This window comes from Candidatus Omnitrophota bacterium (assembly GCA_028716245.1).
Taxonomy (GTDB): Bacteria; Omnitrophota; Gorgyraeia; order Gygaellales; family Profunditerraquicolaceae; genus UBA6249.
Genome location: JAQUQW010000002.1, coordinates 455,836 through 478,765, shown reverse-complemented (window position 1 = coordinate 478,765; position 22,930 = coordinate 455,836). Strand labels below are relative to the sequence as shown.

The 22,930-nt window shown below is 41.5% G+C and carries 26 protein-coding genes; all 26 read right to left on the bottom strand.

The window, feature by feature from the left end; genetic code table 11:
* Positions 1 to 40: 40 nt before the first annotated feature.
* Complete coding sequence (locus PHG87_06030) at positions 41 to 1,090, bottom strand: 3-isopropylmalate dehydrogenase (GenBank protein ID MDD5477733.1); 1,050 nt, start codon at positions 1,088 to 1,090, stop codon at positions 41 to 43.
* A complete protein-coding gene (locus PHG87_06025; protein MDD5477732.1) occupies positions 1,083 to 1,577 on the bottom strand; it encodes a 3-isopropylmalate dehydratase small subunit in 495 nt (164 codons plus the stop codon). Before PHG87_06025 ends, PHG87_06030 begins: the two co-directional genes overlap by 8 nt.
* On the bottom strand, positions 1,574 to 2,833 hold the full coding sequence (leuC, locus tag PHG87_06020) for a 3-isopropylmalate dehydratase large subunit (GenBank protein ID MDD5477731.1): 1,260 nt from the start codon (positions 2,831 to 2,833) through the stop codon (positions 1,574 to 1,576). Before leuC ends, PHG87_06025 begins: the two co-directional genes overlap by 4 nt.
* Positions 2,834 to 2,849: 16 nt before the next feature.
* A complete protein-coding gene (fabF, locus tag PHG87_06015; protein MDD5477730.1) occupies positions 2,850 to 4,097 on the bottom strand; it encodes a beta-ketoacyl-ACP synthase II in 1,248 nt (415 codons plus the stop codon).
* A 71-nt stretch (positions 4,098 to 4,168) separates the two neighbouring features.
* Positions 4,169 to 4,405, bottom strand: coding sequence for an acyl carrier protein (gene acpP, locus PHG87_06010; GenBank protein ID MDD5477729.1), 237 nt, complete (start codon positions 4,403 to 4,405; stop codon positions 4,169 to 4,171).
* A 38-nt stretch (positions 4,406 to 4,443) separates the two neighbouring features.
* Positions 4,444 to 5,187 (bottom strand): 3-oxoacyl-[acyl-carrier-protein] reductase, encoded by a 744-nt coding sequence (gene fabG, locus PHG87_06005; GenBank protein MDD5477728.1) that lies wholly within the window; start codon positions 5,185 to 5,187, stop codon positions 4,444 to 4,446.
* Positions 5,188 to 5,315: 128 nt separating this feature from the next.
* A complete protein-coding gene (fabD, locus tag PHG87_06000; GenBank protein ID MDD5477727.1) occupies positions 5,316 to 6,221 on the bottom strand; it encodes an ACP S-malonyltransferase in 906 nt (301 codons plus the stop codon).
* Positions 6,215 to 7,192 carry a ketoacyl-ACP synthase III gene (locus PHG87_05995; GenBank protein ID MDD5477726.1) on the bottom strand — a complete coding sequence of 326 codons (978 nt, stop codon included), beginning with the start codon at positions 7,190 to 7,192 and terminating at the stop codon, positions 6,215 to 6,217. Before PHG87_05995 ends, fabD begins: the two co-directional genes overlap by 7 nt.
* A 12-nt stretch (positions 7,193 to 7,204) precedes the next feature.
* Positions 7,205 to 8,188, bottom strand: a complete 984-nt coding sequence (gene plsX, locus PHG87_05990) for a phosphate acyltransferase PlsX (GenBank protein MDD5477725.1) — start codon at positions 8,186 to 8,188, stop codon at positions 7,205 to 7,207.
* Between the two features lie 76 nt (positions 8,189 to 8,264).
* Complete coding sequence (gene rpmF / locus PHG87_05985; protein ID MDD5477724.1) at positions 8,265 to 8,468, bottom strand: 50S ribosomal protein L32; 204 nt, start codon at positions 8,466 to 8,468, stop codon at positions 8,265 to 8,267.
* Positions 8,455 to 8,868 (bottom strand): YceD family protein, encoded by a 414-nt coding sequence (locus PHG87_05980; GenBank protein MDD5477723.1) that lies wholly within the window; start codon positions 8,866 to 8,868, stop codon positions 8,455 to 8,457. The genes rpmF and PHG87_05980 overlap by 14 nt, the downstream gene beginning before the upstream one ends.
* Positions 8,868 to 9,359, bottom strand: coding sequence for a pantetheine-phosphate adenylyltransferase (gene coaD, locus PHG87_05975; GenBank protein ID MDD5477722.1), 492 nt, complete (start codon positions 9,357 to 9,359; stop codon positions 8,868 to 8,870). The genes PHG87_05980 and coaD overlap by 1 nt, the downstream gene beginning before the upstream one ends.
* Position 9,360: 1 nt before the next feature.
* Positions 9,361 to 9,903, bottom strand: coding sequence for a 16S rRNA (guanine(966)-N(2))-methyltransferase RsmD (gene rsmD, locus PHG87_05970; protein MDD5477721.1), 543 nt, complete (start codon positions 9,901 to 9,903; stop codon positions 9,361 to 9,363).
* Position 9,904: 1 nt separating this feature from the next.
* Entirely contained in the window at positions 9,905 to 11,983 is a 2,079-nt protein-coding gene (gene recG / locus PHG87_05965; protein MDD5477720.1) for an ATP-dependent DNA helicase RecG, read from the bottom strand.
* A gap of 490 nt (positions 11,984 to 12,473) precedes the next feature.
* Positions 12,474 to 13,334 (bottom strand): hypothetical protein, encoded by an 861-nt coding sequence (locus tag PHG87_05960; protein ID MDD5477719.1) that lies wholly within the window; start codon positions 13,332 to 13,334, stop codon positions 12,474 to 12,476.
* 69 nt (positions 13,335 to 13,403) lie between these two features.
* Positions 13,404 to 14,399 carry a hypothetical protein gene (locus PHG87_05955; protein ID MDD5477718.1) on the bottom strand — a complete coding sequence of 332 codons (996 nt, stop codon included), beginning with the start codon at positions 14,397 to 14,399 and terminating at the stop codon, positions 13,404 to 13,406.
* Positions 14,383 to 16,917, bottom strand: coding sequence for a hypothetical protein (locus PHG87_05950; protein MDD5477717.1), 2,535 nt, complete (start codon positions 16,915 to 16,917; stop codon positions 14,383 to 14,385). Before PHG87_05950 ends, PHG87_05955 begins: the two co-directional genes overlap by 17 nt.
* Before the next feature lie 204 nt (positions 16,918 to 17,121).
* Complete coding sequence (locus PHG87_05945) at positions 17,122 to 18,150, bottom strand: M42 family metallopeptidase (protein MDD5477716.1); 1,029 nt, start codon at positions 18,148 to 18,150, stop codon at positions 17,122 to 17,124.
* Between the two features lie 210 nt (positions 18,151 to 18,360).
* The gene (locus tag PHG87_05940) at positions 18,361 to 18,714 is read right to left on the bottom strand and encodes a CopG family antitoxin (protein MDD5477715.1); all 354 of its coding nucleotides are present in this window, start codon (positions 18,712 to 18,714) and stop codon (positions 18,361 to 18,363) included.
* Between the two features lie 7 nt (positions 18,715 to 18,721).
* Complete coding sequence (locus PHG87_05935) at positions 18,722 to 18,994, bottom strand: BrnT family toxin (protein MDD5477714.1); 273 nt, start codon at positions 18,992 to 18,994, stop codon at positions 18,722 to 18,724.
* Between the two features lie 197 nt (positions 18,995 to 19,191).
* On the bottom strand, positions 19,192 to 20,157 hold the full coding sequence (dusB, locus tag PHG87_05930; GenBank protein MDD5477713.1) for a tRNA dihydrouridine synthase DusB: 966 nt from the start codon (positions 20,155 to 20,157) through the stop codon (positions 19,192 to 19,194).
* 69 nt (positions 20,158 to 20,226) lie between these two features.
* Positions 20,227 to 21,624, bottom strand: a complete 1,398-nt coding sequence (locus tag PHG87_05925) for a glucose-6-phosphate isomerase (protein ID MDD5477712.1) — start codon at positions 21,622 to 21,624, stop codon at positions 20,227 to 20,229.
* Positions 21,625 to 21,640: 16 nt separating this feature from the next.
* Positions 21,641 to 21,961 (bottom strand): hypothetical protein, encoded by a 321-nt coding sequence (locus PHG87_05920; protein ID MDD5477711.1) that lies wholly within the window; start codon positions 21,959 to 21,961, stop codon positions 21,641 to 21,643.
* A 59-nt stretch (positions 21,962 to 22,020) separates the two neighbouring features.
* The gene (locus PHG87_05915; GenBank protein MDD5477710.1) at positions 22,021 to 22,458 is read right to left on the bottom strand and encodes a DUF296 domain-containing protein; all 438 of its coding nucleotides are present in this window, start codon (positions 22,456 to 22,458) and stop codon (positions 22,021 to 22,023) included.
* A 25-nt stretch (positions 22,459 to 22,483) separates the two neighbouring features.
* Positions 22,484 to 22,681 (bottom strand): zinc ribbon domain-containing protein, encoded by a 198-nt coding sequence (locus tag PHG87_05910; protein ID MDD5477709.1) that lies wholly within the window; start codon positions 22,679 to 22,681, stop codon positions 22,484 to 22,486.
* Positions 22,682 to 22,698: 17 nt separating this feature from the next.
* Positions 22,699 to 22,929 carry a hypothetical protein gene (locus tag PHG87_05905; GenBank protein MDD5477708.1) on the bottom strand — a complete coding sequence of 77 codons (231 nt, stop codon included), beginning with the start codon at positions 22,927 to 22,929 and terminating at the stop codon, positions 22,699 to 22,701.
* Position 22,930 lies beyond the last annotated feature (1 nt).

Below are 22,930 nucleotides of genomic sequence, written 5' to 3'. Positions count from 1 at the left end.
TAAGATGCCGCTCGAATCAAGTCTCGCCACCCGCTAGAAATTATAGATTCTTAACTACGAGATCGCCTATTTCTGTTGTCGAATAACCCATTTTACCGGCAGCAAGTGATTTCAGTTTCTTACTTACTAGTTCAATAACCGCGTTCTCGATTGCCTTCCCAGCTTCAGTTTCTCCTAAACTCTCAAGCATCATCCCTACCGCGCAAATCGCGGCCAAAGGGTTAATCACGTTTTTACCGGTATATTTTGGCGCGCTTCCGCCGATAGGCTCAAACATCGAAACTCCCTGCGGATTAATATTTCCCCCGGCAGCTATTCCCATACCACCCTGGATCATCGCGCCTAAATCCGTGATAATATCGCCAAACATATTGTCCGTAACAATGACATCGAACCATTCGGGATTTTTTACAAACCACATTGTCGTGGCGTCAACGTGGGCGTAATCCGTGGTTACATCGGGGTATTCTTTGGCTACTTCATTAAATGTGCGCTGCCAAAGGTCCCAGGCATAGGTCAAAACATTGGTTTTACCGCAAAGGGTCAGCTTCTTCCTTTTATTGCGCTTACGCGTGTACTCAAAAGCGTAACGGATACAGCGCTCCACCCCTTTACGGGTATTATAGGAAATCTGGATAGCCACTTCATCAGCCGTCCCCTTGTCTTTAAACTCCCCCATACCTTTATATAAGCCTTCGGAGTTCTCGCGCACGACCACAAAATCGATGTCCTCCGGTTTTTTATCCTTAAGCGGGCAAAAATTGGAATTATAAAGCTTGACCGGGCGCAGGTTGATATATTGATCCAAAGCAAACCTTAATTTAAGCAGCACCCCTGTCTCAATAATTCCGGGTTTTACATTCGGGTCCCCCACCGCGCCAAGATAAATTACATTATATTTTTTTAATTCGGCGATATCGTTATCATCAACCAATTTTCCGGTTTTTAAATACCTCTGTCCGCTGAAATCAAAAGACTTTGTTTCATACTGAAAATTAAACTTCTTGGAAGCTGCCTGTAAAACTTTCAAGCCCTCGTTAACTACCTCCGGGCCGGTTCCGTCACCGGGGATTACCGCAATTTTATACATTGGACACCTTCTTTTTAATATAATTAATCAGGCCGCCGCTCTCAACAATCTGCTGTAAGAACTTCGGAAAGGCCTGCGTTTTATAATTTTTATCCTGTGTTATATTTTTAATTACGCCGGAATCCAGGTCGATTTCAATAATATCTCCGTTATTAATTTTATCCACATCCGCTGATTCTAAGAAAGGCAAACCGATGTTTATGGCGTTTCGAAAAAATATGGCCGCGAAACTTTTAGCAATCACCGCGGCGATCCCGCACCCTTTAATCGCCAAAGGCGCGTGCTCCCGGCTTGAACCACAGCCAAAATTATCCCCGGCAACGATTATATCCCCGGGGCTGACCTTTTGCGAAAAATCCGGGCTGATGGTTTCCATACAGTGCCTGCCTAATTCTTGCGCGTCAGTAGAAACCAGATATTTGGCCGCGATGATATCATCGGTATTTATATCATCGTTAAATTTATGGACTTTGCCTTTAATAATCATTTTAACGCTCCCGGATGCGTAATTTTACCGGTTACTGCCGATGCCGCGGCCACTGCCGGATTAGACAGATACACAAAAGATTTAGGGCTGCCCATCCTGCCTAAAAAGTTCCGGTTGGTGGTAGCAATGGCTACCTCGCCGTCGGTTAAAATACCCATATGTCCGCCCAGGCATGGGCCGCAAGTCGGGGTTGAAAAAACTCCCCCGGCCTTAACAAAGATCTCAGCCAGCCCTTCTTTTACCGCTTGCAGGTAAATTTTTTGCGTTGCCGGAAAAACGATTAATTTCACTCCCTTGGCTGCTTTTTTACCTTTAATTAAAGATGCCGCGATCCGTAAATCCGAAATCCGGCCGTTAGTGCATGAACCAATAACTACCTGGTCAACTTTAACATTTTTTAGTTCGCCTGCCGGCTTAACATTGCTCGGTAAATGCGGGCAGGCAACCATTGGTTCTAATTTAGTAACATCCCATTCATATGTTTTTTCATAGACCGCGTCAGGATCTGAATGGTAAAATTTAGATTTGCGTTTAAAGCCGGCTACGAATTTTTTAGTAGCCGCGTCCGGGGCGATTATTCCCGCCCTTGCCCCGGCTTCAATCGCCATATTAGACATTGAAAAACGGTCATCCATCCCCAATTTTTCAATCACCGGGCCGCAAAATTCCATTACCTTATACAAAGCCCCATCAACACCGATCTGGCCGATGGTATAAAGAATCAAATCTTTGCCGCCCACCCACTTATTCAACTTACCTTTATATATAAACTTATGCGTTGCCGGAACCTTTAGCCAGCATTTGCCGTCGATATAGGCCCGGGCTAAATCCGTTGAACCCATCCCGGTGGCATAGGCGCCCAAAGCCCCGTAAGTGCAGGTATGCGAGTCCGCACCGACTACCAGATCTCCGGGTAAGACAATTCCTTTTTCCGGCAAAAGGGCATGCTCAATCCCCATATTCCCGATTTCAAAATAATTCTTAATCCCCTGCTCTTTAGCAAAATTAGCTAAAATTTTGCATTGATTGGCGCTTTTTAAATCTTTGGCCGGGGCAAAATGGTCCGGAACTAAAACAACTTTATTTTTATTAAATACCTGCTTAAAACCGGATTTTTTAAATTCAGCGATGGCAAGAGGAGCGGTAATATCGTTGGCCAAAGCAACATCAACGCTGGCTTCGATAAACTCTCCCGGCGCAATCGACTTTTGAGCGCAATGCTTCAATAATATTTTTTCCGCAATCGTATAGCCCATTTTTTTAAATAGGTGCTTATTTAAACTTTTTGACAATCAGAGAGGCGTTATGTCCGCCAAACCCTAAAGAATTGGACATGCAGGCTGTTACTTTTACTTTACGCGCGGTATTGGGCACGTAATCCAAGTCGCATTCCGGATCAGGATGCTCATAATTGATGGTAGGGGGAACAACTCCGTCTTTGATTGCCAGGCAACAAGCCACAAACTCTACTCCACCGGCGGCGCCCAAAAGATGGCCGGTCATCGACTTAGTCGAAGAGACCATTACCTTCTTGCTGTGCTGGCCAAATGCTTTTTTCATGGATAGAGTTTCAATTTTATCGTTGAGCTTAGTGGAAGTGCCGTGCGCGTTAATATAATCTATCTGGCTGGGATTCATCTGCGCGTCTTTGAGCGCGACAATCATCGCTGAAGCAGCACCCTCTCCGCCGGGATCAGGAGCGGTTATATGATAAGCATCGCAAGTCATGCCAAAACCGACAATCTCGGCGATTATATTGGCATTTCTCTTTTGAGCGTGCTCTAAACTTTCTAAGACTACTAAACCGCTTCCTTCGGCCATAACAAAACCATCACGATCCCGTTCAAAAGGACGGCTGGCTTTCTCCGGTTCATTATTCCTGGTCGAAAGGGCTTTTAAAGCGCAAAAACCGCCTAACGCGGTAGGCACAATACAACTCTCCGTGCCTCCGGTAATCATTGCGTCGGCATCACCATAAAGAATAGTGCGGTAGGCTTCTCCTATGGCATGAGAACCTGAAGCGCAAGCAGTAGCCACGCAGGAATTTGGCCCCTTTAATCCGTGGATAATCGCCACCAGACCGCTTGCTTCGTTAACGATAAGCATCGGGATAAGGAATGGGGATAATCTGGAGGGGCCCTTACTAAGAAAAACTTTATGCTCTTCCTCAATTGTATGCAAACTGCCGATGCCGGAACCAATAATTACGCCGATACGATTCCTGTCTTCTTTATCTAATTCAAGGCCCGAAGACTCAACCGCCTGCTTGGCCGAGGCTACGGCAAATTGCACGAATCTTGCCGTCCTTTTAATATCTTTAAGGGAAATTCCATACTGGGTGGGGTCAAAATTCTTTACTTCCGCCGCAATCCGGGAATCAAAATCCTTGGCATCAAAGCTGGTAATCGGCCCTATTCCGCTTTTGCCGGCTTTCAAAGATCCCCAAAAGCTGGAAATGTCATTACCTACGGGGCTAATTACCCCTAAACCTGTTATTACCACTCTTTTTTTTGTATGCATACTAATATAAATTTACCCCGCTGGATTAAAAAATGCGGGGTAAATTATTTATTTGCTGTTAATTGGATATATTATTTGGCGCTTTTCTCATCAATATACTTGATGGCATCGCCAACAGTGGTGATCTTTTCCGCGTCCTCATCAGGAATCTCAATACCAAATTCCTCTTCTAAAGCCATAACTAACTCCACGGTATCCAGGGAATCCGCGCCCAAATCATCAACAAATGATGCTTCAGGAGTTACTTCCTCCGGTTTTACGCCTAACTGTTCCGCTATGATTGATTTTACTTTCTCTTGTGATGCCATTCTTTTTCCTCCTTGTGTAGAGAGACACGTCATATGCTTTACGCCATGACCATCCCGCCATCAATGGTAATTGTCTGCCCGGTTATATAACTTGACTCATCAGAAGCCAAAAATAAGCAGACATTTGCTACATCTTCCGGTGTGCCTAATTTCGCTAAAGGAATTGCCTCCAGCATTTTCTTTTTTAAATCCTCAGGAAGCTTAGCCGTCATCTCCGTCTGAATAAACCCCGGAGCTACCGCGTTAGCGTTAATATTACGGCTGGCTAACTCCTTAGCTACTGTCTTGGTAAGAGCGATGATCCCGGCTTTGGAAGCGGCATAATTTGCCTGACCCGGGTTACCCATCAAACCGATAATCGAAGCAATGCTGATAATCCGGCCGCTTCTTTGTTTAATCATCGGCCGGGATACGGCTTTAATACAGTTAAATGTGCCTTTTAAATTAACATTGATTACCGCATCCCAATCCGCCGGGGACATTCTAAGCAAAAGATTATCCTTAGTAATTCCGGCGTTGTTAACTAATATATCAACCTTTCCCATTTTGTCAAGAATTTTGTTTATGCCTTCTTCGACCTTATCATAGTTGGTTACATCCATCTCCAAAGCCAGCGCTTTAACGCCTAAACCTTCGATTTCCAGGGCGGTTTTCTGGGCTACTTCCAGGTTAACATCCGCTACCACAATACCGGCGCCTTCTTTGGCAAAAGCCAGGGCAATCGCCCGGCCAATGCCCCTGGCTCCACCAGTTACTAAAGCTACCTTATCTTTTAGACGCATAAGACCTCCCATGATGATTTCTCTATGACGGGGTCCTGCCTGCCAATCCACCTCGCCGTGCTCACTTTCGTTGCGCGCGGCAAGGGCTTCGTCTTGGCAGTCACCCGCGCACTCATAAATACCCCTACTTACTGCAACGCTAGAATATCTTCTTTCTTCTCTATATTCACAACTTGCGCATTGCTATCAATACGGCGCATTAATCCTTTTAATACCTTACCCGGCCCAAACTCAATGAAATTAGTTATCCCTTGCGATAAGATATACTTCATTGATTCTTCCCATCTTACGGATTTATAGATCTGGTAAACTAAATTTTCTTTTATCTGCGTAACCTGGTACTGCGCAGAAGCGGTATAATTACTAATTACGGGTATGGTGGGCGGGGATATGGGCGTTAAATCTAATCTTTTTTTTAATTCTCCTGAAGCTTCAAACATCAACGAAGAGTGGAAGCCTCCACTGACCTCTAATTCAATTACTCTTTTTGCCCCGGCCTCAACACATAAATCTTTGGCCTTATCCACCGCGTCTTTTTTTCCGGAAATAACAATCTGCCCGGGAGCATTAATATTGGCAACCTCAGCTCCGCTTTTTAAACAAATATCTTTCACTTTATCAAAAGGCAATTCCAAAACCGCTGCCATTTTACCGGGATGTTTGAACGTAGCTTCTTCCATTATCTCCGCTCTTCTACGCACTAACTTTAATCCATCCTCAAAAGTAAAAACTCCCCCGGCAATTAAAGCGGAATATTCACCTAAGCTTAAACCGGCCATAAAAGATGGTTTTGTTTTTACTCTGGCTTTAAACGCTTCATACGCGGCCATACTTACCGTAAGTATGGCTGGTTGAGAAAAAATAGTCTGCTTTAAAGTCTCCGGCTGGCCGGCAAAACAAACCTTGGATATAGAAAATCCTAACGCCTTATCTGCCCGCTCAAAAATCGCTTTGCTTTCGGGAAATGCTTCGTATAAATCTTTTCCCATCCCCGCGTATTGGCTGCCCTGGCCGGCAAAAAGATAGCCTACCATTCAATAATGCAGGCGCCCCAAACCAAACCCGCTCCGAACGCGTCTAAGAGGATGATATCACCCTTCTTAACTTTTCCTTCCTGCACTGCTTCACAAAGCGCGGTAACTGTGGAAGCGCTGGACATATTACCGCATCTTTCGATATTAAGATAGACCCTGTCTTCAGGAATACCCAATTTTTTGGCTACCGCCATAATGATGCGCGCGTTGGCCTGGTGCGGAATGATTAAATCCACATCCGCGAAAGTCATCCCCGCTTGTTTTAAAACAATCTCGGCGGCCCGGGTCATCGTGTTAACCGCGATCTTGAATAATTCATTTCCCTGCATCTTCAGGAAATGCTGGCGGTTCCTTACGGTTTCGCTAGTTGCCGGATTGCGCGAGCCGCCGGCAGGCAGATTCAATATGCCGGCCTTTGATCCGTCGCAGCCTAAATATGTCGAAATAATCCCGCCTTTTTTTACTTCCGATAATACTGCCGCCCCTGCCCCATCGCCGAACAATACGCAGGTATTACGGTCCTGCCAGTCGGTAATCGTAGATAAGGCTTCGGCGCCAATTACTAACGCGTTTTTATAAACGGAACAAGCAATGAATTTTTCAGCTACGGAAATCCCATATAAGAAACCGGCGCAGGCAGCGGAGATATCAAAGCAGGCCGCGTTTTTTGCACCAAGCTTTTCCTGAACAAGCGCGGCCACCGAAGGAAAAGGCATATCGCCGGTAATTGTGGCCACGACGATCAAATCTAAATCTTCGGCCTTGAGTTTGGCATTTTCCAACGCCCGGTGAGCCGCGTTAAAAGCTAAATCCGAAGTAGCCTGGCCTTCGGCAACCAGATGCCTTTCTTTTATTCCGGTGCGCGTGGTAATCCACTCATCGGATGTATCGACCATTTTTTCAAGGTCGGCGTTGGTGAGAATTCTTTCCGGCAGGTATTCGCCTACCCCGATAATCCCTACTTTTTTCAAATCTTTACCTTCCTATTTTAGCGCTTCCATAATCTTAGTATTAACCTGGCGTTCAACCTCTTCCTTGGCGACCCGGATCGCGTTCTTAATCGCCCTCATATTCGAACGGCCATGGCCGATAATCACTACGCCATTTACCCCCAGCAATAACGCTCCGCCGTATTCGGCGTAATCCAGCTCTTTCTTAAAACGCTTGAGGCTGGGCATCATAAAAATCAACCCGATCTTGCCCCAAATATTACTGAGCAGATGACGCTTTAAAAATGTCTGCATAGCTTCGGCGGCGCTTTCGGAAACCTTCAAAGCCACATTGCCCACAAAACCATCGCAGACGATAATATCGCATTTACCTTTAAAAAGGTCTTTACCCTCGACATTGCCGATAAAATTTAATTTGCTCGTTTCCAAGAGCCCATAAGCCTCGCGGATAAACTCCGTGCCCTTTTTCTCTTCTTCTCCGATATTCAACAACGCCACGCTAGGATTAGGTTTATTTAAAATATTTTTGCAATAAGCATCGGCCATAATCCCATATTGCAATAATTGCGTGGGCTTAGGATCGATATTGGCGCCGACATCAATGATCAAAGACACCCCTTTTAAAGTGGGTGTAACAATGCCGATCCCCGGCCGCTCGATTCCCGGCAATAACCTTAATTCTAAAGTAGCGGCGCAGACAACCGCTCCGGTATTGCCCGCGCTAAAGAAAGCATCCGCCTTGCCTTCTTTGACCAAATTTAAGCCCAGGACAATCGAGGAATTCCGCTTACGCCGCACGCTGGTTGCCGCGGACTCGCTCATCTCAATTACTTCCGTGGCATGCTGCACGCTAATCCTGTTGCCGGTATATCTAGCTTTCTTCAAAAGAGCCTCAATTTTTGGCTGGTCTCCAACCAAAATGACCTCCACATCATACTCTTTCACCGCGGCCAAACTGCCATCAATAACTACGCCGGGGGCAAAATCTCCGCCCATAGCATCAACGACTATTTTCATCAGAGGCTTTCCTCTCCCTTCGCCAAGCTTCGGGGGATTTCGCTGGATAAAAACTTTAAGGTGCTCATCTTAATAATTAACGGGACTTTTTCTTCTTCTCTTTGACCTTAATTTCCATCACTTGGCGGCCGTCATAATAGCCGCAGGCCAGACAAGCCCGGTGCGCCAGCTTAAGCTGTTTGCATTGCGGACAGGAAATTAAACTGGTTGATTTGACCTTCCAATGCGTACGGCGTTTGCGGCCGCGCGCTGCTGAATGCTTTCGTTTAGGTAATGGCACAGTTGCATCCTCCTTCGTTTTTGTTTTTACCGCATTTTACACAAAGTCCTTTGCAAGTTATTTTACATAAAGGCTTTATGGGGTAATCTAAAATTACCTCTTCTCTTATACTGGGATTTAAATCAATAAAAGTGGTATCAGTGTCTAAAGGGAAACTCAACTGCACATCTTTATTAAATTCCCATCCAAATTCTTCAAGGCAGCGAGAACAATCCGCGTAAAGAAACGCCCGGATATTTAACTCTACGGTCAAGGCATTGGTAATCCGGTAAACCTGCGCCTTTATTTTCAAATCAGAACGGGGCTTGATTAAATCTGTTTCCAGGTCCAGTTCCGCCGGATTAATCTCTTCTTCTAAATACAGGCCCTCTGCGGGAACCTGATTAACAATTATTTTCACTATTTTTTGCGTAGCGCGTATTTTTTCCGCAAAGCCGAACCGACAAAATCCGGGACAAAACTTGACAGATCCGCCCCTAAAATAGCCGCTTCTTTAATCAGTTTAGCCGATAAATAACTGTAGGATTCATGCGGCATAAGAAAAATTGTTTCAATATCGCTGGAAAGTTTGCGGTTAGTCAAAGCCATCTGAAACTCGTATTCAAAATCGGAAAGCATGCGTACCCCGCGCACCAGCACTTTTGCCTTCATTTTATGCGCGAAATCCACCACCAAACCGTCAAAATGCGTAACCGTTACTCCGTCCATGCCTTCAGTAGCTTTTTTAAGCATCGAAACTCTTTCGGCAACGCTAAAAATCGGCTTCTTGTGTGGATTATGCGCCACCGCCACAATGACATCATGGAAAATTTCATGCGCCCGGCAAATTAAATCAATATGGCCGTTAGTTACCGGATCGAATGTCCCTGGATAAATCGCGGTCTGGCACATTTTACTCTTTCTTCCTGAAAATTGAAAGCCAGGTATCTCCATACTTGGCTTCTTTGATTAAGCTGAAATTCAGGCTCTCTTTTGGCAACAATTCCGCCTTAAAATGCTGTATAACTATCAGGCCATGAGGCGATAATATATCATAAGCCTCCAGGGTTTGCAAGATTTTTTTTGCCATATCCTTGTGGTAAGGCGGGTCAATAAATATGATATCGAAGCTCTTTTTATCCAAGGACAGCAGCTTAATCGCTTTATCCGCTTCCAAATGGTAGAGATTACAGTCCGGGGCTTTCAGCAGCTCAATATTCTTCTTAATGGCGAGGATGGAATCCCGGTTACTCTCAACTATGGTCAGCTCACGGACGCCCCGGGAGAGCGCCTCAAGCCCAACTGCCCCTGAACCGGCAAAAATCTCTAAAAATGTTAATCCGCTGATATCCCCCAGTATATCAAAAACCGCCTTGCGCACTTTATCCTGGGTCGGCCGGATACCCTTAGGCATATATATTTTACGGTTGCGGTATTTTCCCGTAGTTATTCTCATCTTAACCCACCAACATTATCGTTTTATACTCCGGAAACCTCTGTAAAAGTTTTTCTTTTAATAATTGATGCGCGCGGTCTTCCAGCCGGCTATCTTGCTTAATCAAGGCAATGGCTTCTTCTCTGGCAGCCTTGAGTAGCTGCATTTGAGTTAAGGGATTGGCAATTTTTAGCTCGGCTAAACCGTGCTGGCGGTTGCCGAAAAATTCACCTGGCCCCCTAATCTTTAAATCCTCCTCTGAGATCCGGAAACCATCAGTTGAAGCCACCATCGCTGCCAGGCGCGCCTTGGCCTCCTCGGTTTGGCCATCCGAGATCAGAATACAAAAAGACTGCAGATTGCTCCTGCCGATCCTGCCGCGTAACTGATGCAGCTGGCTTAGGCCAAAACGCTCAGCAAAAGCAATAATCATACAGGTAGCATTGGGAATGTCAATACCTACTTCCAGAATCGAAGTGGAAACCAAAAGATCCAACTCGCGGTTTTTAAATTTAAGCATTGCCGCTTCCTGCGTTTTAGTTTTTAACTGGCCATGGATTAAGCCCAGCCTAAAATCCTTAAACTCCCCTGTTTTAAGCTCAGTGAACATTTTTTTAGCTCCGGCAATGTCTAAAGCGTAAGACTCCTCGATTACCGGATAAATAATATAGGCCTGGCGCCGGTAATTAAGTTCTTCTTTAGCAATGGCGTATGCTTTTTTACAGTTCTCTTGATTAAAAAGCAGGGTCTTGATCGGAAGACGGCCGGCGGGCAGCTCATTAATTACCGAAATATCCAGGTCTCCGTAAAGAGTGATTGCCAGAGTGCGGGGAATCGGGGTGGCGGTCATAATCAAGACATCCGGATTATTGCCTTTCTTTGGCAGAAGCGCCCTTTGCCCAACGCCAAATTTGTGCTGTTCATCGATGACAATAAAGCCCAAATTCTTAAAACTTAACTCTTCCTGAAGCAGGGCGTGCGTGCCGATAATCAGATCGATTTTGCCCTCTTCTAGATCAAGATATGTATTTTCCTTTTCTTTATCCTGTCCGACCAATAAACCTACGCGTAATTTACGGCCGGCAAAAGCTAACCCGACCAGCTGAGCGGATATTTTTTCATAATGCTGCCGGGCAAGGATTTCAGTCGGGGCCATAAATGCCGCCTGATATCCGCCCTGAATGGCAACTAAACAAGCTAAAGTCGCCACTACGGTTTTTCCTGATCCAACATCCCCTTGCAAAAGCCGCTGCATGGCTACAGGAGCGGCCATATCCTTTTTTATCTCCGTCAAAACCTTTTCTTGGGCTGCGGTTAATTTAAAAGATAACTTGGAAATAAAATCATCGACTAACTTGCCTTCGACCGAATGCTGGATTCCTTTTTTTTCTTTACGGCTAAGCTTTCTTAAAACCAGCGGCAGTTGAAAAATAAAAAACTCCTCAAAACTTAAACGCCGGTGCGCCTGTTTTTGTAAATCCAAATCCTGCGGAAAATGGATATTTAACAGGCTCTGCGCCAAATTCAACAGGTTATTGCGGGTGCGCAGGTCATAGGTCAGCGGGTCATTAATTTTGGGTAAATATCCGTCCAGGGTATTCTTGATTAGCGAGCGCATACTCCGCTGACTAAAGCCTTTTGGCAAAGTATAAACCGGCACGATCCTGCCGATATTTAAAGAGTCTTCATCCTGGCTGTCCAGAATCTCAAACTCCGGATTACTCATCTGCAGCCGACCGTTATATCGCTCAACTTTCCCGTAAAGAATCAGGGATACGCCGACTTTAAGATATTCCTTAAGATACGGCTGGTTAAACCAAACACAGGAAATTTTACCGGTACCATCCTCCAGGGCTGCCTCGGTAATGCTAAAGCTGCGCCTGCGCCAAGAGTTACGCTGGCCTCCGGCTAAAACCTGGGCTTTAATGGTATAAACCTGCCCCTCTTTAAGGACGGAGATGCTGGCAAAATTGGTGCGGTCTTCGTAGCGGCGCGGAAAATAATACAACAGGTCTTCAATGGTCTTGACACCCCTGGCCTCAAAGCTCATTGAGCGCTTTGGTCCGATACCCTTAAGATATTGAATAGCTGTGCTTTGCATTCTGGGATTATTATACTATAAAATTTATTTTAGGGGGACTTGAAATTTGGATATTTATGTGGCATACTTACGTTAGAGAGGTGAGAGAAGTTAACGTAACAGGAGGCTGGAAACGATAGCGAAGGCTATTAGGCCTATCACCTACAAAAAACCCCGGTAACATTCGGGGTTTTTTTGTTTATAGTTAGACACAGTATCTTTGCAATAATTTTGGGCTATTTAAGAGATTTGAACATCCATAGTGATAGCAATAGCGCAAATATAAACCCAATATGCTAAACCAAATTGGCAGAGTAAAACCCGCTATTATTACTTCAGACTTCAGGATTACTCTTAATAAATGCATAATTGCCACTAAGAGGAAAATAACTCCCGCAACCTTTAGGGCTTTATTTTTAATTTATTCCTCCTTTTCTTGATTTTACTATTTCCATTTCAAAATAATTTATGTCTGCAATCATTACAGTTTCATTCTCTTCAACCAATCCATTTATTTCTCCTTATTATAGACTAATGAGTCTTCATACTGTATGGTTGACGGATGAGAAGGAAGAATCTTAAGGTTATTACTCAATACCTTTTGCACATAATCAATAAGCAATATCAACTTAAGGGAAGTCTTTTTTCTGTTATAGTTTGTATAATGACCGTGCAATATGGCATGTCTACTAAACTTTGAACTCGTTATCTGACCCCACTCAAACTTTTCACTAATATACTGCTCAATAATTCTATAACCGGAACTCTTAATAGTGAAAATAAAGTCAACTTCTGACGCCTTAAGCTTATCCTGAAATGAGTCCTTTATCTCCTTGTATCGAACGTTTCCTTTAAGTTCTAACCCTTCAACCATAATACCCTCTAACTGCGGTAATAATGCTGGCACTGACAATGTATACTTGCCTTGATTGTGTGCCCAAATTGCATCCTTAAGTATATGTATTCTTGATTTTAATAAATGACTTTGCTTCCACTCTTTTAACATTTTATTTAGTTTTTTGTTATCAAAGAAAGTCATAATCTGTTTTTCAATTTGCTTCTCTTTCCCTTCTCTATATAGTAAAACTACATTAAAAATATCTGTCGGAGTCCATTCTGGCAGAATCCACCATCCCATATTAATTAAAATAATATCTGCTGCTTTCGCTGTCTTATTGGCATAATCAACCAGAATCTTTCCAATCTGAGCCAGTGAATCTATGAATAATTTAAAACCCTCGGAATTTATGATTTTTCGGAATGTTTTATCAAGAGATTCAACAAAATCAACAAGGCCATCCAAGAACCCTTTAGGCTTGAATTGCCCTAATTCTAATGGTGAGGAGGTTTGATTTATTTGTTCCTGTTCCATGTATATTGTACTATCTATGTCTCTTTAACAACCAGACCTATATCTTGAATAGACAACCCAAAGTTTAAACTAAAAATCATATCTCATTACTTCAGCAACCTTTTTGAATGACATCTCTCCGGAGAGAAGCTGCTTAATGTAGGTATCAAAATCTGATACTGAAGGAATACCGCTTATTTCGATTGCTGCGTTAAAACCAATTTCTTTACCAATATTGACTAATGCTTTATTGAGACTATGTAAGATAGTTTCCCTAATAATCGCTTTTGTTTTCTCAAATTTTAAATGTCTATATAATTCATAAATCTCTGAAGCGCAATCATTCATTAAGCTCCTAGCAGGCCACCCTAAATGCTGAGTAATTCTAGCTAAAAATATATCCTTGTTTCTACGATAAACTGTAAAATCATAACTTGTTTGTTGCTCTCTTTTTTCCATATCATCTCTTGCGAATTCAGGCATTACGCTACTTTTACTCAACCAAGCAAGATTATAGATTAATTTTCGTTGATTATTTGAACCGCCTATCGTATCTGGGAATCTTATCTTTATAATGCTCTTTCTAGGTAGCCAAATAAATCTTTTGTCTCCCTCCACATACTCTAATGCAGCACCTGGAACATACTGCCAATATAATCCAAAAGTATCTTTTATAGTATTATTGATGATATGTCGTAGTTCAAATCGTATTGGTTTACTAGGAACCTTGTAATAATATACAGTTTCATAATAAGCCACACCACCATATCCTAATAATCCAGCAGCTTCATCAATAAAATCGCAAACGGCCTCTTTCAAATCCTGAGGTTCACCATAATGCGTCGGTAAGCTATCCTTTATCAAATTCTCTACTTCTGCATTCTGTGGCTTAAGCGTTATCTTAAAAAGATTGTTCTTGGTTCTACCACCAATAGGCATTATACCTAAATGAATATCTTCAGTCAGCATATGACCGTAAAAAGAAGCAAACAAATCTCTTTCTTTCCCAGGCTCTGGATTAGAATAATATATAGATTTACCAGAACTTAGCTCGTTTTCGCTTATTTCTTTATGCCTTATCTTCATTGTGGAGAGCTTCTTCCTCTTCTAAATGTTTAATAAAATCACGATTATCAACAAAATCATTGATTCCATGTTGTTTTACAAAATAAACAAGAAGGAAAATTTCCGAGGCTGTAATAAATGGCTCATACCTACCCCTACATAGAGTTCGAATAAAAGGACTTTTATGTATTTGCTTCCCCTCTAGCCCTTTCCAATAATCATCTCCTCTAAATCTACTGTTAATCAAATTATTTTCTCGTAATTTATTATTAAGCTCCATTTGCCAATTTGTTTTCCATATGTCACGCGCAAATAAACCAAATTGAGCCCGTTTATATTGATAACTTGTAATGATATATTTTATTGTTTCATCTTTTTTCACCTGATTACTTAAATAATTATCCCAACTCTTCTGACATGTCTGCCATAGATTTGGAGAAGAGAATAATTCAGAATATATTTTGGCATAACCACTTAACTCAATAAGGTCTGATAGTGGCTGAAAGGAAATTAATATTTGCGTTCTGGCATCACGGTCTTTATATGAAACTCTAAGCAAGTCGTGGGCTTGAAGCGCACTTATAAATAAAGAAGGAAATACAATGGAGAATTTTTCATCTTTATTATTTGATAAGGATTCAAAACATTCCTGACAAATTCTATGATATGTTTCTCCGAAAAGGTCTGGCTCGTTTTCTGTTTTATTTATGAGAGATAGCATTGGGAGACATTTGGCCTCTTGCTGGATAAGGGAATCGTTATTCTTGTCTATCCTCTTCTCAATAGTATCCCAATCCCACTTTGGCCAAGGCAATTCCTTTTCTATATTAAATTTATCGAAACCTTCTATTAGTTTTTTAATGCTCGAAAGATGAACTTGTATTTTCGAAAACGCTTCAAGCCCTCTTCTAGTCCTATATGTTGTTAAAACAATAAGTTTTTTATCTAATAGAATATTAGAACTATCAACATAGAATTTCTGTAATGAATCTACTACCGATTCAAAACACTCATTTATCACATGACCAATTTTAATACCGACTAACTGCCTCCTATACCAAACAGGACTAATAAACTTTCCTTCCACCTTTTGTTCAAATTCAAGACGCTTTTGAAGGAATTCTAGTCTTTCTAATGTAATAGACATAACAGAACTTCGATATATGGCTCCCTTATCTTCCCATAAAATTGAATCCACGCTTTGCATAAATGAAGATAGTTTGAATTCGCGACTAAATTTATTAAATCCTATAACACAAGATAGTAGAAGCATATTATATCTATCAAATAATGCAAAATTTATGTCACCCGTTCCTTTACATTTATCTTCAGAAAGACCTAAAAAATAAGGTTCCATCACTGTCTCTATATTTTTTAGCATTCCGCAGCATTTCTTTCCTTCTAGCTTTTCTCCTAACTCTTCAAAATATTTATTAATTCCATCGAGAATATCTGCTGCAATAGCAATATTATGGCTATCTAACATAACCTTGAGCATATTCGTAAGTATTTTAAATACCTCATCTTCAAACCAATAATTATCAGTTATAACTTCTGGCTGTATAGAAGTTTGTGTTTGTAATGCTATTTGCAATACTGAACCGTCCACAAGAAAAGTATCCTTATATTTTGGTACACGAGAAAACCAATAGCTATCAGTGGGTATTAAAGCCTTCTGAATTTGATAATCTTTTAAAAAATAACATACCCGCCATGATAACAATGGAACAGACTTTTTGTATAAGTTAGGATTTTTCAAACATATTTCTACTAAATTATTCAGGGTATTTATGTTCTTTGCTGCAAGCTTATGATAATGGGATTGGAGGCTAGAATCAGACCATTTTAGCCCGTTAACACTTGCCAATTTTATATTAGCATACAAATCACTAAAGATAGTATCTGCCAATATGGTAGGGTCAAAAAAGGAAAAGGCCCTAATTCCTAACATCACAAATGCGAATATGCTAATACAACTAAAAATGAGCATTAAAACGATTGGCAATATACCCGGATAATAATTGAATATTCTGTAACCAAACATTATAATTGAGACTGCCAAAAGAATGGCTAATATTTTTATATATGTATTCCCAATTTTCTCTCTCAAATACAATTCTCTAACATCGCTTGGTACAGTTGTAAATACAGAACTAGCTACTATACTAACTGCCGTGAAGTAAAGACCCAAAAATACTCCCAATACCGAAGCAATTGTCATAAGAAAATTCTCTAAAGAGTAAGGATTCCCCGTAATTAAGGAGTGTGTTTTAGCTAGAAAGATTGTTTTATCTACAGGAAGGAGTTTTAATATTACTTTTTCGAGTAATTCAAGAAATATTACAATAAAAATAGAGAAAAGAATTGTCTTGGAGGAAAGCCATGCTAGCTGAGTAGTAATTGATAACTCTTCCTTAACTTCTTTTATTCTTAGATTACCTTTAAAAAATAGACTATTTATTTTAAACTTAAGAAATAAAATTAAACTTCTTACTTTCCAATAAAAACGATAATTTTGAAATTTAAATAAATTAAACATCTGTTGGTAAAATTAGATACTGTTTCTATTTTTCACAAATTAGAGATGGCCAATAAAAAAGCAGCCCCCTATTTTTTAGAGAGTTGCCTTTAGATTTTGATATCCAAACTCCATATAACGCCCCTTTGTACTAGGGCTATATTTTACCCCTCTACCCCTCCTTTTACAACCAAAATCTATGCTGGAATATTAATGAAATCTACCTCATTTACTCAAACTCTCCACCGCCTTTACCGCCAGCTCCACGGCAGCGTCTAAATCTTCAATATTAAAAACTCCGGTTGGCGAATGAATATAACGAGTAGGTATGCTTAATACTCCCGTGGGAACCCCTTCCCTGTTCATATGGATAATCGCTCCGTCAGTCATCCCGCCCTCGATTACATCGATCTGATATTTAATTTTATTCTTCTTGGCAACATCAATGAGCAGGTCCTTTATCTTTTCATTGACGATCAACCCTCTTCCGGATGCCTCAATAATGGTGATGGCCACCCCTGAGCCCAGCTTTAAAGAAGATTCGCGTTCGGTTATCTGAGGAGTATCGCCGGCGGCATTAGTGTCGATGGCTAGAGCATAATCCGGATCAACCTTAAATGCCGAAGTGCGCGCGCCTTTTAAACCGACCTCTTCCTGAGTTGTGGCAACCGCGTAAACTTCCGCTTCAGTTTTTAATTTCTCCATTATTTTAATCAGCGCGAAACACCCAATCCTGTCGTCAATGGCCTTGCCGTAATATAGCTTGCCGTTTAATACCCCGGAATTAGGCTCAAAAATTACCACATCCCCCACCTCTACCTTTTTCTCCGCCTCTTCTTTGCTCTTACAGCCGATATCGATAAACATATCTTCATATTTAAGGGGCTTTTTCTTATCCTCTTCTCTCTGCAGGTGCGGCGGCTTGGCGCCGATTATTCCCAGGCAGTCGCCTTTTTTAGCCTTGACGATTACCCGCTGGGCAGGAAGAATCCGGTCATCGATTCCGCCTACTTTTATAAAATACAAAAACCCCTCCTTAGTGATGTGCTTGACCATCAGGCCAATTTCATCCATATGCGCGGCAAGCATAATCTTCTTTTTGCCTTTGCCTTTTTTGGCAATGACATTACCGAAATTATCGATTTGCACGTCGTCGCAAACCTTTTTGAGTTCATCATGCATAATTTTGGCGATTTGAGTTTCATACCCCGGAATGCCGGGTGCCTCAATAATTTTTTTTAACAATGCGTCCACTTTACCTCCTTAAGTAATTCGCCCTGTCGGGCGCGCGAAATAAAAATGGCTGAATGGTTAGATCCAGCCCTTTTTTCGCTTTATTCATCTCAACAAAACCTATTGTTATATATTTTATCACAGAGGGTTAGGAAATCAAGGGATGGTTATTGAAAATTCCTGTTATTTACGGGATATAAAATCTTGAGGGTGCAGCCAATTAAACCTAATCTATCTGCTCACTAGATGTGCTTTTTGTTTACGAATTTCATCTTCTACCTCAGGATGCTCCTTAATTTCTTTATATACTCTCTCGCGAATCCATCTCCTCATTAAGGATTGATACTTATCTCCTTTAATTTTAGCGATGATTTTTGTAAGATAAATCTGGCTGGGCTCCATTCTGAGGGTTAAAGCGCTCTTTTTCTCTCTATGTTCTTCGGCCGCTTTCTTAAGTAATCCCATAGTAAATTCAAATGGCGCCTTTTCTTCTTTAAATTCATCCAAAAACTCAATCGGGCTATGCTTACTCCAGAATCTTGCTTCTTCCTTCTCGTTCTTAAATTCAGGTATCTTTTTTTTCATTTTTTCTTTACCTTCTCTTGTTATAAAGATTCTTTTCCGTATTGGTCATATTTCTTGCCGTAATAACTCTTATCAACCCTGTATCCTTAACTACAAAAACAATGAATAGATATCTGCCTCCATTACTAATGCCAAAGGCGCAATATTTGTTTTCCTTTCTTCTATAATAAATTGGCTCATCGAACAATAAGACATCTTCGACTTCATAATCCTTAACAAAGTGGTTATGTATATGCTCTAAATTTTGCTCATCCCAATCGAAATTGCTTATTTGTATCATATTTTCACTTACGGTTAAATTTTAACATAATGTATGTACATTGTCAATATAAAACATTTCCCCCTTACAATATCACTCTTATCTAATTGCAATAGACGTTTAAATTATTGATTTCTAACATAATATTTAAGCAAAAAACCTTCGCCATTTCTAGCGAAGGTTTAATTTTTTTAGGGGGGGTTACAGTGACAGATTAATTATCTCTGCCCCAACCCCTCACTAATAATTTTTACCACTTCCTCTTTGGTTTTAACCCGCGAAGACCTTTCTCTTAACTGGCGCACTTTGCGTAATCCTTTGGTATACCAGGTGTAAAACTTCCGGAAGATGACCACCCCGTTTCGCTCGCCATAAAAATCGATGCAAGCGTCTAAATGTTCGAGCATAACTTTAGCAATTTCCTTTTCCACGGGCCGGCTGACAATCTTGCCGCTCTCTAAATATTCCTTGATCTCTTTAAATATCCAGGGGTTGCCCAAAGATCCCCGGGCAATCGCCAGGCCGGCGCATCCGGTTTCATCCAGCATTTTCTTCGCCAGTAAACCGGAAAAAACATCTCCGCTGGCAATCAAAGGTATATTGAGGGCTTTCCTGACTTCGCTAATGATCTTATAGTCTACCTGCCCGCTGTAGCCCTGGGTTTTGGTCCGGCCATGGATAAACAAAGCATTTACCCCGCAATCTTGAGCCAGCAGAGCAATCTGGCGGGCATTAACTGAATCTTTATCCCAGCCTAAACGGATCTTTACGCTTACCGGAAGCCATGACTCTTTGACCACTAATTTCAATAATTTGGCAAATTTTTTCGGCTCTCTCAATAATCCTGAACCTTCCCCCCGGCGAACCACTTTTTTTGCCGGGCAAGCCGCGTTAAAATCTAAAATATCAAATTTATAATTTTTTAAAACCTCCAAAGATTTTAAGATATATTGCTCTTCGCATCCTAATATCTGAACGCCTAAAGGTTTATCCTTGGGCAGAGTTAAAAGCATTTGCTTGGTTCTCCTGCTTTTAAAGCTAACCGAACGACAATTAATCATCTCCACAAAAGCCAACTCCGCCCCAAACCTCCGGCAGAGCATACGATAGGGCAAATCCGTAATTCCGGCCATCGGCGCCAGAATTAAATTAGATTCGAGTTTTAATTTTCCAATTTTTAGCATAAGGGTAAAAAGGGACCGTTTCTATTTTTCTTAGTTTTAGAGAATGAAAAATAGAAACGGTCCCTTTTTTCAAAGTATATATTCAGGATTTTTAATTAGAGGCTTATTCTTGATTTCTTCGGCGACTGACGGCGGAATTCCGGGTTTGCCTAATTTATAGTACATATAGTTCTTGTATCCTTCTACTCCCGGCTGATCAAAGGCATTTACCTTAAGCAACTCCCCTTCAAAGGCGGTGGCTAACTCAAAGAAAAATAATAAAGCACCCCAGTTATAGGCGTTAACTTCAGGCATAATAATGGTGCAATTCGGCCGGCTGCGGCTGACTAAAGCCCACTCCGTAGCTTCTTGAGCTAAACGCATAAGCTCGCTAAAACTTTTACCGGATAAGAAATCATGCTTAGCGGGTATTTTTAACTCGGTTTTGAATTTTTCCACCCGGATAAATGTCACTACTTTATTATTTTCTCCTTCGACATTATTTTGTTGGATGGAATGCAGGTCATTGGTGCCGGCCGCCGATATCGGCGTGCGGCCCTGATTATTCTTGCCTAAGCTTTCCGCTAAAAGCTGGACGTACCAATCGGCGGTGGATTTAAGAGTTTGTGAAAACGGCATTAAAATCGCCAGCGATTTTGCCTTTTTGCGATAAAGTATGGTGTGCAACAAAGCGTACAGATAAGCGGGATTTTTTAAAATATCCTCCTGGCTGCATCTGGCAAACATTTCCTTGGCCCCGGCCAAAACTGGCGCTATATCCACACCGGCTATTGCCAAATGGAGCAGGCCCATATTAAACTCCGAAAACCTGCCGCCAACACCTTTTAAAAGCGGCAAGGATTGAAAACTCAAAGCATCTTTTTTCTGTTCAACCTCAACCCTTTTGCGTAAAGACCCTGACTCAGGATCGGTAATTGCCAAAATCTGCCTGCCGTATTTTGCCCCTGCTCCTTTTTTAAGCCAAGCCTCGACTAAGATAAAAGCTACTTTGGTTTCGGTAGTCTCGCCGGACTTGGAAATAACCACCACAAATGTTTTTTTGGGATTAAGGTTTTTCAATAACGCGGTTAAAGTATCCGGATCCAGGTTATTGCCTTCTAAATAAATCCGCGGTAATTTTTTGCGCAAAGATTTAAATTCGTTATAATAAGGAACACACAGCGCGTCTTGCGCCGCTTTTAAACCCAGGTATGAACCGCCGATTCCTAAGAAAAGTACATTTTCATATTTCCTGGAAATCTGACGGGCAAGACTCTTGATTTTAGTAATATTCTCTTTATCCTGTTCGGGTAATTTTACCCATTCCAAACTCAATTTGACCCTTGCGGCAGGATCAGCAATGATCTTTCTTAGGTACGCGTCTGCCTTCTGCGCTTCAGGTAAAATTTCATTAATATCCTGCTGGCTTACCCCGTGCTCTTGCACGCTAAAATCGAACAGATTGTTAAAATCAAATTTTAAACCCATCGAATCTCCTATCTGATTATTGCTGAATAATCTTTACGGTAGTGTGCTGGCCGTCTTTCCAGGGCCAGAGCATCGCGAAAATACTGTCTTTTCCCGAATCTTTATAATAGAGCATCTGGCCGGGCATAATCCCGCCAAAGCCATCCACTGTTGTGCGCACTTTGTGCGCCAGCCTGTTTTTCGACGGATAAACCGGCTCCCCAAGCAAACTTTTCAATTGCAAATTAAGCTTCTCCAGTTCCTGCTGGAGAATCACCCCTTCGAAAAGATTATCGCAATCAGTACGCGTCTCAAAACTAAACAACTTCATACCTTTTCTAACCGCGCCAAAATCCATAGCCGCTCCTTTTGGGATATTATAACATACCGGGGAAAATATTTAAACCAAGTTTCAAATCAAATAATTTTTAAAAGATTAAGCCCGGTTTTAGGATCGATATCTTTGCCGGCCTTTACCCCTTTTAACTCGATGATTATCGCTTCGATAACCAGAAATACCTTGGATTTGCCGCGCACGCATCCGGTCAAAACTTTATTCTTCTTGCCCATACTGGCGTGAATGTGTAATTGCGGGCCTTTGGAATTGGTAAAAATTGTGCCAATCCCCATTACCTCCCAACCATCTTTAAAGGTGAGTTTATTGGGCTGTGGCGGAATCACCGGTTTCTTGGGTCCGGTAACTATATCCCCCTGCTTAAGCGCGCCGATAAAAATCAGGGTTGCCGCTTTAATCCCTTCCTTTTTAGCCAGTTGGCTTAAGTTATCGATTAAAACATCATCATTTTCAAATTTTACCAGAAAAACCCTGCCGATCGTTCCTTTAGTATATTTCATATTTTTTCCTTGAATGAAAATGGAGTTATGAACGCATGATTAATATGATAAAACTCAATAAAATCAGGATTGTTACGGTTATCGCGATTACTTTTGGTTTAGAGTATTTCAGGCTGCTGATAAAACCTTTACCGCGTCCGAGACTTTCCCCGCAATAAAGGCACAATAGGGCATCGTCATCAAAGATTGGATTTTTGCAATGCGGACAAATATATTCGGACATAAAACCAGTTTTCTACTTTAAAGCGTAGATAATTGGTAATAAGTGCTTATCGTTTTTAATGATTTCAGGGAAACTATGACTAACAGGTACGTTAAAACCAAAATTACCGCGGTGATAATTATTTTGGCTTTTTTATTTAGTTGAGGATTTATCCAGACCAGCGGAAGCATAAACGGGCCGACACAAAGAAAAGATATGACCAGCGACCAACTTTTAAAATACCACTTTGGCTTATTTTCATTCTCCATA